At 59.7% G+C, this 8,939-nt stretch carries 9 protein-coding genes; all 9 read left to right on the top strand.

Annotated features, from left to right (window positions below):
* The first annotated feature begins 397 nt into the window (after positions 1 to 397).
* Entirely contained in the window at positions 398 to 2,161 is a 1,764-nt protein-coding gene (locus HMPREF2796_RS04600) for an acyl-CoA dehydrogenase family protein (protein ID WP_070631337.1), read from the top strand.
* An 87-nt stretch (positions 2,162 to 2,248) separates the two neighbouring features.
* Positions 2,249 to 2,656: a VOC family protein gene (locus HMPREF2796_RS04595; protein WP_070631335.1), complete on the top strand. Its 408-nt coding sequence runs from the start codon at positions 2,249 to 2,251 to the stop codon at positions 2,654 to 2,656.
* A gap of 43 nt (positions 2,657 to 2,699) precedes the next feature.
* A complete protein-coding gene (locus HMPREF2796_RS04590; RefSeq protein WP_070631333.1) occupies positions 2,700 to 3,506 on the top strand; it encodes a DNA ligase in 807 nt (268 codons plus the stop codon).
* Positions 3,507 to 3,687: 181 nt separating this feature from the next.
* Positions 3,688 to 5,277, top strand: coding sequence for an ArnT family glycosyltransferase (locus tag HMPREF2796_RS04585; protein WP_070631414.1), 1,590 nt, complete (start codon positions 3,688 to 3,690; stop codon positions 5,275 to 5,277).
* A gap of 129 nt (positions 5,278 to 5,406) precedes the next feature.
* On the top strand, positions 5,407 to 5,802 hold the full coding sequence (locus HMPREF2796_RS04580; RefSeq protein WP_064088980.1) for a hypothetical protein: 396 nt from the start codon (positions 5,407 to 5,409) through the stop codon (positions 5,800 to 5,802).
* Positions 5,803 to 5,858: 56 nt separating this feature from the next.
* A complete protein-coding gene (locus tag HMPREF2796_RS04575; RefSeq protein ID WP_070631331.1) occupies positions 5,859 to 6,260 on the top strand; it encodes a hypothetical protein in 402 nt (133 codons plus the stop codon).
* A 437-nt stretch (positions 6,261 to 6,697) separates the two neighbouring features.
* A complete protein-coding gene (locus HMPREF2796_RS04570) occupies positions 6,698 to 7,537 on the top strand; it encodes a hypothetical protein (RefSeq protein WP_141749152.1) in 840 nt (279 codons plus the stop codon).
* A gap of 77 nt (positions 7,538 to 7,614) precedes the next feature.
* Positions 7,615 to 7,971: a hypothetical protein gene (locus tag HMPREF2796_RS04565; RefSeq protein ID WP_070631328.1), complete on the top strand. Its 357-nt coding sequence runs from the start codon at positions 7,615 to 7,617 to the stop codon at positions 7,969 to 7,971.
* A 75-nt stretch (positions 7,972 to 8,046) separates the two neighbouring features.
* Positions 8,047 to 8,769: a bifunctional 2-polyprenyl-6-hydroxyphenol methylase/3-demethylubiquinol 3-O-methyltransferase UbiG gene (gene ubiG / locus HMPREF2796_RS04560; RefSeq protein ID WP_070631326.1), complete on the top strand. Its 723-nt coding sequence runs from the start codon at positions 8,047 to 8,049 to the stop codon at positions 8,767 to 8,769.
* Positions 8,770 to 8,939: the final 170 nt, after the last annotated feature.

Below are 8,939 nucleotides of genomic sequence, written 5' to 3'. Positions count from 1 at the left end.
GGTTGGGTTAGCCGCAGGCGTAACCCAACAAACAAGAGTGCAGGTTGGGTTTACTAACCCAACCTGCACTCTGCCTTATCAACAGGCTACCTGAAAAATAGATTTCAGGTAGCCTGCTTATTTCCAAGGTGTAGGGTGTGTGCGGAACGCACGCACGCGGCTTGGGAATAACGGGCAACGGCGTGCGTGCCACAGGCACGCACCCTACACCCCACCTTAGGCTACCTGAAAAACCATAAGCCGGATTCCCGCACCCGACACCCTGTCCAAGGCTACCTGAAAGTTTCAGGTAGCCTTTTTTGCTACGTATCAAGCCAGCCCGCCGCCGCCATACCCAAGCCCCTGCGGATTTGCTATGCTAGCCCGTATCGTCCCTTCTACTACAAAGGAGCCTTCCATGTCCTACCGCGCCCCCGTAAACGAACTCTTATTCGCCCTACAAACCCACGGCAACCTGGCCGAAATCGCCCAATGGTATGCCGAAAGCGGCCTGGACGAAGACACCGCCACCGCCATCATCGAAGAAGCGGCCAAGTTCAGCGAAGAAGTCTTCCTGCCCACCGGCCGCACCGGCGATTTGCACGGCGCGCGTTTGGAAAACGGCAAAGTCATCACCCATCCCGATCTCGCCGCCGCCTACCAAGCCTTCTGCGAAGCCGGCTGGCCCGGCCTGCGCGCCCCGACCGAATACGGCGGCCAAGGCCTGCCTGCCGTGATTTCCGCCGCGTGCGAAGAAATGTACTACTGCGGCAACCTCGCCCTCTCGCTGTTGCCCATGCTCACCGTGGGCGCGGTGGAAACCATTGCCAAACACGGCTCCGAAGAGCAGAAACAAACCTTCCTGCCTAAAATGAGCCAAGGCATTTGGAGCGGCACCATGAACCTCTCCGAGCCGCAGGCCGGCACCGACCTCTCCCAAGTGGCCACCAAAGCCGTGCCGCAGGAAGACGGCAGCTACCGCATCAGCGGCCAGAAAACCTTCATCACCTGGGGCGAACACGAGCTGACCGAAAACATCATCCACCTCGTGCTTGCCCGCCTGCCCGGCACCACTTCCGGCATTAAAAGCCTTTCCCTGTTTATCGTGCCCAAATACAAAATCAAGCCCGACGGCAGCATCGGCGAGAGAAACGGCGTGTCTGCCACCGCCATCGAACATAAAATGGGCATCCACGCTAGCCCCACCTGCGTGATGCAGTTCGACGAAGCTGAAGGCTACCTCATCGGCAAAGCCGGGCGCGGCCTGCTTTATATGTTCACCATGATGAGCCACGCCCGCCTAGGCGTGGGCATCGAAGGCCACGCCGTGGCCGAAGCCGCCTACCAGCAGGCACTGGCCTACGCCCACGAGCGCATCCAAGGCAGCGCGCCCGACGGCACCCCGCTCACCATCATCCACCACCCCGACGTTGCCCGCATGCTGCTGGTGCAAAAAGCCACCATCGCCGCCCAGCGCGCCCTGTATCTCCAAGCCGCCGCCGCGCTCGACGCCTCGCACCAACACCCCGACCCCGTCGTCAAAAAAGCCTCCAAAGGCCGGCTCGACTACCTCATCCCCATTGTTAAGGCCTGGTGCAGCGACAACGGCACCGTACTCGCCAACCTCGCCATGCAGGTGTTCGGCGGCGCAGGCTATATCGAAGAAACCGGCATCGCCCAGCTCGTGCGCGACGTGCGCATCACCGCCATCTACGAAGGCACCAACGGCGTGCAGGCCGCCGACCTCGCCCGCAAAACCGTGTCCGACAAAGGCAGCCTCGTGCGCACCCTGCTCGCCGAAGCCCAGCAAACCGCCAACGCGCTCGCTGCCGTTGAGCCCGCCACCGCCGAGCCGCTCCAACGCGCCCTCGAATTGGCCGAACGCAGCACCGCCCTCCTCGTGCAGCAGCACGAAACCAACCCCGCCGCCACCGCCCTAAACGCTGCCGCCTATCTGGAGCAAATCTCCCTCACCCTCGGCGCCGACGCCCTGGCGCAAAACTTCCTGGCCGCCCGCAACGCAGAAGCACGCTTCGGCAGCGCATTCTGCCAAGCCCAGCAGCACACCGCCCGCGCCTACCTCGCCTACGTGCTGCCCCAAGCCCACGCCTGCGCCGAACGCATCCGCCAAGGTGCCGAGCCCCTGCTCGCCGTGCCGTTTGAAGCCTTCGCTTCGTCTTAAAGCGCGGCATGACAAAGGCTACCTGAAAATGCAGAATCGCTTTTCAGGTAGCCTTTCAACACCTCTTCCGACTATCAAGGACAGCTGATGGAACAACATATCAACTACATTACGCTCGGCGTAGCCAACCTTGCCGAATCGCGCCGTTTTTATCGGGAGGTATTCGGCTGGCAGGAAACGGCCGACAGCAACGAAAATATTGCATTTTTCCAAGCCGGAAACGCGCTGCTGCTCGCCCTGTTTGGCAAAGCCACCCTGGCGCACGACGCACAAATACCGGAACAAAGCAGCGGCTTCCCACGCTTTACCTTGGCGCACAACGTGGGCAGTGAAGCCGAAGTGGACGCACTGTTTGCCGAGTTCGCAGCGAAAAATATCAATATCATCAAAGCCCCGCAAAAAGTGTTCTGGGGCGGCTACAGCGGCTACCTCGCCGATCCCGACGGCTTTTTGTGGGAAATCGCGTTTAATCCGTTTTTGCAGAAATTGCGCTGAAACCGCGCTTTCAGGTAGCCTCCACCCTCCAAACAAAACCGCCATGAAATCACTCCTCCTCGCCCTCGCCGCCCTTCTGTTCGCTCCTCCCCTGTACGCCGCGCCCAACCTTATCTTGGCCAAAGAGTACAACGGTCAAAATATTGCCGGCTGGGCGATGAGTGAAAAGCTCGACGGCGTACGCGCCTATTGGGACGGGCGCAAACTCATCAGCCGCCAAGGCCACCCCTTCTCCCCGCCCGCCGGTTTCACCCGCGATTTCCCGCCCTATCCGCTCGACGGCGAGCTCTACAGCCGGCGCGGCGCATTCGAGCAGATTTCCGCCGCCGTCCGCAGCGCCAACGGCGATTGGAGCGGTATCAAGCTGCACGTTTTTGACGCGCCGCAAGCCCCGGGCAACCTGTATCAGCGCCTCGCCCTCGTGCAGCGCCACCTTGCCGCCCACCCACAGGCCAAAATCGCCGTCATCCCGCAAACCCCCGTGCGCGATGCCGCCCATGCCCAACAATTCCTGCGCCAAATCGAAGCCCAAGGCGGCGAAGGCGTGATGCTGCGCAACCCCAATACTCCCTACCAAGGCGGCCGCAGCGACAATCTGCTCAAGCTCAAAAGCGCGCACGACGCGGAATGCACCGTTACCGCCCATCACGAAGGCAAGGGCCGCAACGCCGGCCTGCTCGGCGCCGTGTCCTGCCGCAACGAAACCGGCGAATTCCGCATCGGCTCGGGCTTCAAAGACGCCGACCGCCGCAACCCGCCGCCAATCGGCAGCCGCATCACCTACAAATACCGCGGCTTCACCACCAAAGGCACGCCCCGCTTCGCCACCTACCTGCGCCGCGCCAACTGAACCCGGCAGGCTACCTGAAAGCCGGCAAACAGCCACGCCAAACGGCGGCACAGCACCATCCTGCCTTGCCATATTCCCATTTCGCAGCCGCTCCATTTTCAGGTAGCCTCCCACCTATCCACCTCCGCCCCGCACTTTGCTATACAATAGCGCCCAATTTGAATTTCCCGCCAAACATCCCATGCTAACCTACGTTCCGCCCGAGCAACGCCCCGCCCCGCCCACTTACGAGCGGCCCTGGCTCTTGCTGCTGCTGGCTTTTGTCTGGCTGTGGCCGGGCGTGTTTGCGCATGATTTGTGGCAAGACGAACCCTTGGTGTATGCGGTCATCCGTCAGGCCGCGGAGAGCGGGCAATGGTGGCTGCCGCAGGATAGCGGGGCACTGTTTTGGGATGTGCCGCCGCTGTATATGTGGCTTTCCCTGCTGTTTTTGAAACTGTTCGGCCATTTGCCGCCGTATGAGGCGGTGCGCATGGTGAATGCCTTGCTCGCGGCGGTATCGCTCGCGGCCATGGGCGGCGCGGGGCGGATGCTTTTGGGTCGGCGCAACGGGCGCACGGCGGTGTTGGTGCTGATCGGCTGCCCGGGCCTGCTGATGATGAGCCACTTCATCGGCGGGCAAATCGTTACCCTGTGCGGCTTGAGCCTGAGTTTCTACGCGCTGGCGATGGCGCGGCAGAAAACCGTGAAGGCGATTGTGCTCACGCTTTTGGGTTGGACGGTATTGTCGCTTTCAGGTAGCCTGCTGCCGCTGTTGGGCGTGATGCTCACCACGGCGCTGTTGCTGCTGGATTCGCATTGGCACAACAAACGCTTCTGGCTCACGCTTCTGGCGGCAGCAGGGCTGACGCTGCCTTTGCTGTTTGTGTGGCCGCTGGTGCTCAATGGTTTGTCGCACGAGGCCTTCCTGCAATGGTGGCGGTATCACGCGCTCGCGCCGTTCGGCGGCTTTGCCCGCTTGGATTTCGGTTTTTCCGCCGCTTATTATCTGAAAAACCTGCTGTGGTTTGCCTTCCCGGCCTGGCCGCTGGCCTTGTGGACGCTCTACCGCCAGCGCCGCCTGCCGCGTCATGGCTGGAACAGCCTGTGCCTGATTTGGCTGGCGGTGTTCGGCCTGATGCTGGCCGCTTCGCCACAGCACGCAGAAGACAATTTAATGCTGCTGTTGCCGCCGTTGGTGTTGGCGGCAGCAGCGCAAGCCGACCAGCTGCGGCGCGGCGCGGCGGCGTTTTTCAACTGGTTCGGCATCATGACGTTCGGCTCGCTGGCGATGTTTGTGTGGCTCGGCTTTTTCGCCATGAACTTCGGCTGGCCGGCCAAGCTGGCCGAGCGCGCGGCTTATTTCAGCCCGTATTATCAGCGGGATATCGATTACTTCCCGGTTATCGTGGCCGTATTGTTCACGCCGGTGTGGCTCTTGGCGATTACGCGCAAATACGTGCGCGGCCGACAGGCGGTTACCAACTGGGCGGCCGGGCTTACGCTGTGCTGGTCGCTCATCCTCACCCTGTTCCTGCCCTGGCTGGATGCAGCCAAAAGCTACCGCCCCGTGGTGCAGCGGCTGGAAGCCGAGCTGCCGGCCGATGCCTGCGTTTCCGCGCAGCACGCCGTGGTGCGCCATGCCTGGCAGGAATACGGCCGCTACCCCTTAGGCGAAAACTGCCGCTTCGTCGCCACCCTGCGCCATGAAGCCGTGCCCGATGCCGCCGAACTCGCCAGCGCCAACCGCCCGCGCGAGAAACACGAGGCGTTTGTGTTGTGGCAGCGGTAACCCTGGCATAGGCTGCCCGAAAGGGGAGGTTACGTTTTCAGGAGTCTGCCGTTATAATTGGATGTTTCTCATCGGCTATCAGCCAACAATCTATATCCTTACCTAAATCACAGTATAATAAGGTAATTTATGAAATCCAAAGCTGCCGCACTACTATCCCTTATTCTTCTATCCTCTCCTGTTCCTGCCGAACCCCAATCCAAGCCGCAAACCACACCGTCTGCCGAGCAAACTCTCAAACGGCAGTGCGGCAATCATATCCGTGCTGCCCTTTCCATGTCTTTCTATGCACGGTACTGCGGTCTCAACCGAAACACTGCTGCTCACTACAACGCACTTGCCGACATTGCTGACCGCCGCTCTCGAGAGCAGCAATGCAATCAGCTTATCTCCGAAGACGATCGAACCATCATTGCATTTCCAATTGAGACTGCCGTTGAAACCATCAAAGAATTTCCACAAGAGATGTGCCCTGAACTGAAAACTGCCGCCGAATACTATGCACCGCAATACCGCATCCGATAAACATCATCAAAGCTGTTTGAGATTTCTAACAACTCTCCCAACATAAGGAAAACACCATGAAACCCCATATTTTAGCCTTCCTCACCGCTGCCATCCTGCCCATCTTTGCCCTGGCCGCACCGCACGGCCGGGCAAACCGCCGCCCCCAGCAGTCGCAAAAAGCCATGTGCCTAGACATCGCCACCGCACGTGCCCACATGATTACCTACAACGTAACATGCAAAGGCAACAGCCGGGAAGAAGCCGCGCAAGCCCCCGAAGTTGGCAACGCCAGCTCCCTTTTCCAAAACCACGGCTGCCAGAACATATTGAGCGAAGCCGATGTCCGCAACGCCATGATGGCTGAAATCAACCGCTTGGGCGGCAGAAACCTCAGCAACGAGCAATACTGCGCCGCCATCAAGCCCACGGTTGACAAAGCAGAAGCACAATTCGGCGATGCAGACGGTGCCAAATAAACCGTACCTGTAGCACAATAAAGGCTACCTGAAATTTTTCAGGTAGCCTTCCCTCAATATCCAGCTGCAATAAAACCACCCACCGCATATATACCGCCTAAGAAACCACATCCAGCAAAGCTATCATATTAGTAGATTAAAAAATAAGAGTGCTACTGTGTTGACCCTACTATACTGCTCGTACCATCTGCGGCTCGCCGCCTTGCCCCATTCTTATTTCGATCCACTATAAATAGGCACAGAATACCCGCATGAAGGAAGCCGAATTCTCACAAAGCCTCAGCCAAACCAAAAGATTTCCGCAGCCGGCCGGCTTAGCACACCCGTTGCCCAAATCCACGCTTTCAGGTAGCCTTCGCACCGCAATTCAAACAACAGGAAACCAATGCAGCCCGCCAAACCAAGGCAGCCCGAAAGCACAAACCCAAGGAGACCCCATGAAACTCAAAACCCTAGCCGTCCTCGCCACCATCCTGCCCGCACTCGCCATCGCCGCCCCCGCCAGACCCTCATCCGGCCGCGCATCCCAATCCAAACCCGCGCAGAGCAAGCCACAAGAGCACGCCTCCTCCGGCAGGAATTCATCTTCCAAACAGCAAGACAACAAACCCCAGCGCGGCCGCAATAGTCAAAACAGAACCCAAGACAGCAACAAACCGGCCAACGGCCGCGCCAACTCGCGCCAGCAGCAGGATGCCAAACCAGCCCGCGGTCGCAACAGCCAAAGCAGGGAGCACGACAACAACCGGTCCGCCAACGGCCGTGCACACTCACGCCAACAACAGGAAACCAAACCTGCCAACACCCGCTCCAACGCCCGCCAGCAGCGCGATACCGGACACAACGCCGCCCACCCCCCAATCCGGCACAGCCGGCCAGCCCGCCAGCAAGATAACGAACAACCCGCCCACACCCAAGAGCGCCCGCAGCCTAGCCCCGAGCCACAAGACAACAGCCCGCAAGACAACGCCCAAGCTGCCGAACACGCCGCCGCAAAAGCCCAATGCCTGCGCTACGTTGTCGATGGCAACAACCTCTCCGCCTTTACCGAAGCCTGCCGTCCCGATTCCGCCACCAGCGAGCGCTACCAAACCGCCTTCAAAAACACCCAGATTCAATTCGAGCACGACAGCTGCCTAGACATCGTCAGTGAAGACGAAGCCCAAGCCGCCATCAATCTTGAACTCCAGCGACTCGGTCAGACCAGCCGCCTGTTCTGCCCCGCCGTCAAAGACGAACTGCCAGGCATTGCCCACCGCTACCGCAACGTCAAATAACCCACAGGCTACCTGAAAAACCGAAAAGCAATTTTCAGGTAGCCCCTCTTCCCAGCCACATACAAGGAATTCCTCCAATGAAACTCCGCACCCTGGCCCTCCTTACTGCCGCCCTTCTCCCCGCCCTTGCCCAAGCCGCACCTGCCCAAGCCAGCAAACAACAATGCCTGGGCTATCTGAAAGACGGCTTCCAAATCGTCATCCACGTCTCTGCCTGCGAGCCCGCTGCAGCCCAAGACGAACGCTACAAAAACGCCTTTAACGCCGCTCAGCAACAGTTCGAACAAGCCAACTGCGAAAGCCTACTGAACGAAGCCGAAGTTCGCACCTTTCTTGACAGCCAAACCGCAGGTAAATCCCAGCAACAATACTGCGCCGCCATCAAAACCCCCGTGCAGCGCAGCTTGCAACGCTACAACAGCGGCCGCCGCTAAGCCTTTTGCCGCTGCATTTTTCAGGTAGCCTCACGCTTAAATTGAGGCTACCTGAAACCCCTTTTTGGAGAAAACATGAACACCAGCGCCCCAAATGTCGATGCCGCCGAAATCGACAAATTCAGCCGCCTAGCCGCCCAATGGTGGAATCCCGAGGGCGAATTTAAGTCCCTGCATGAAATCAACCCGCTGCGGCTAGGCTTCATCCGCGAACACAGCGGCGGGCTGGCCGGCAAAAACGTACTCGACGTGGGCTGCGGCGGCGGCATCCTCAGCGAAGCCCTTGCCCGCGAAGCCGCGCAAGCCACCGGCATCGACATGGCCGAAAAATCCCTTCAGGTAGCCCAAGCCCATGCCGAACAACAAGGCCTGGCCAACCTGCACTACCGCTGCATCAGCGTGGAAGCGCTCGCCGCCGAGCAGCCCGCCGCCTACGACGTGGTTACCTGCATGGAAATGCTGGAACACGTGCCCGACCCCGCCTCCGTGATTGCCGCCTGCGCCAAACTGGTCAAGCCCGGCGGCAGCCTCTTTTTCTCCACTCTCAGCCGCACCGCCAAATCCTACGCCCAAGCCATCATCGCCGCCGAATACCTGCTCGGCCTCGTAGCCAAAGGCACCCACGACTGGCAGCGCTTCATCAACCCCGCCGATCTTGCCCGCCTCTGCCGCCAAGCCGGCCTAACCATCACCGCCACCAGCGGCCTCACCTACAACCCCCTCACCCGCCGCTACCGCCTCTGCCAGCGAACAGACGTCAACTACATGATCGCCTGCCGCCCGATCGGTACAGCTTGAGCCCAGCGCCACATAGCAACCAAAATGTAGGCTACCTGAAACCGGTCAAACCGTTTCAGGTAGCCTTTTTACTGTCTCTCTACCCGCTTTTTCTGACAAACAACGGCAGGCAATTTCCAAATGATCCAAAATACATCTCTTACACATCAGCGCACCAAGCACAGATTTTG

Origin of the sequence: Eikenella sp. HMSC071B05 (assembly GCF_001811325.1) — a bacterium.
GTDB lineage: Bacteria > Pseudomonadota > Gammaproteobacteria > Burkholderiales > Neisseriaceae > Eikenella > Eikenella corrodens.
The sequence above is the reverse complement of the archived record's forward strand: the minus strand, read 5'-3'. Positions and strand labels throughout refer to the sequence as shown.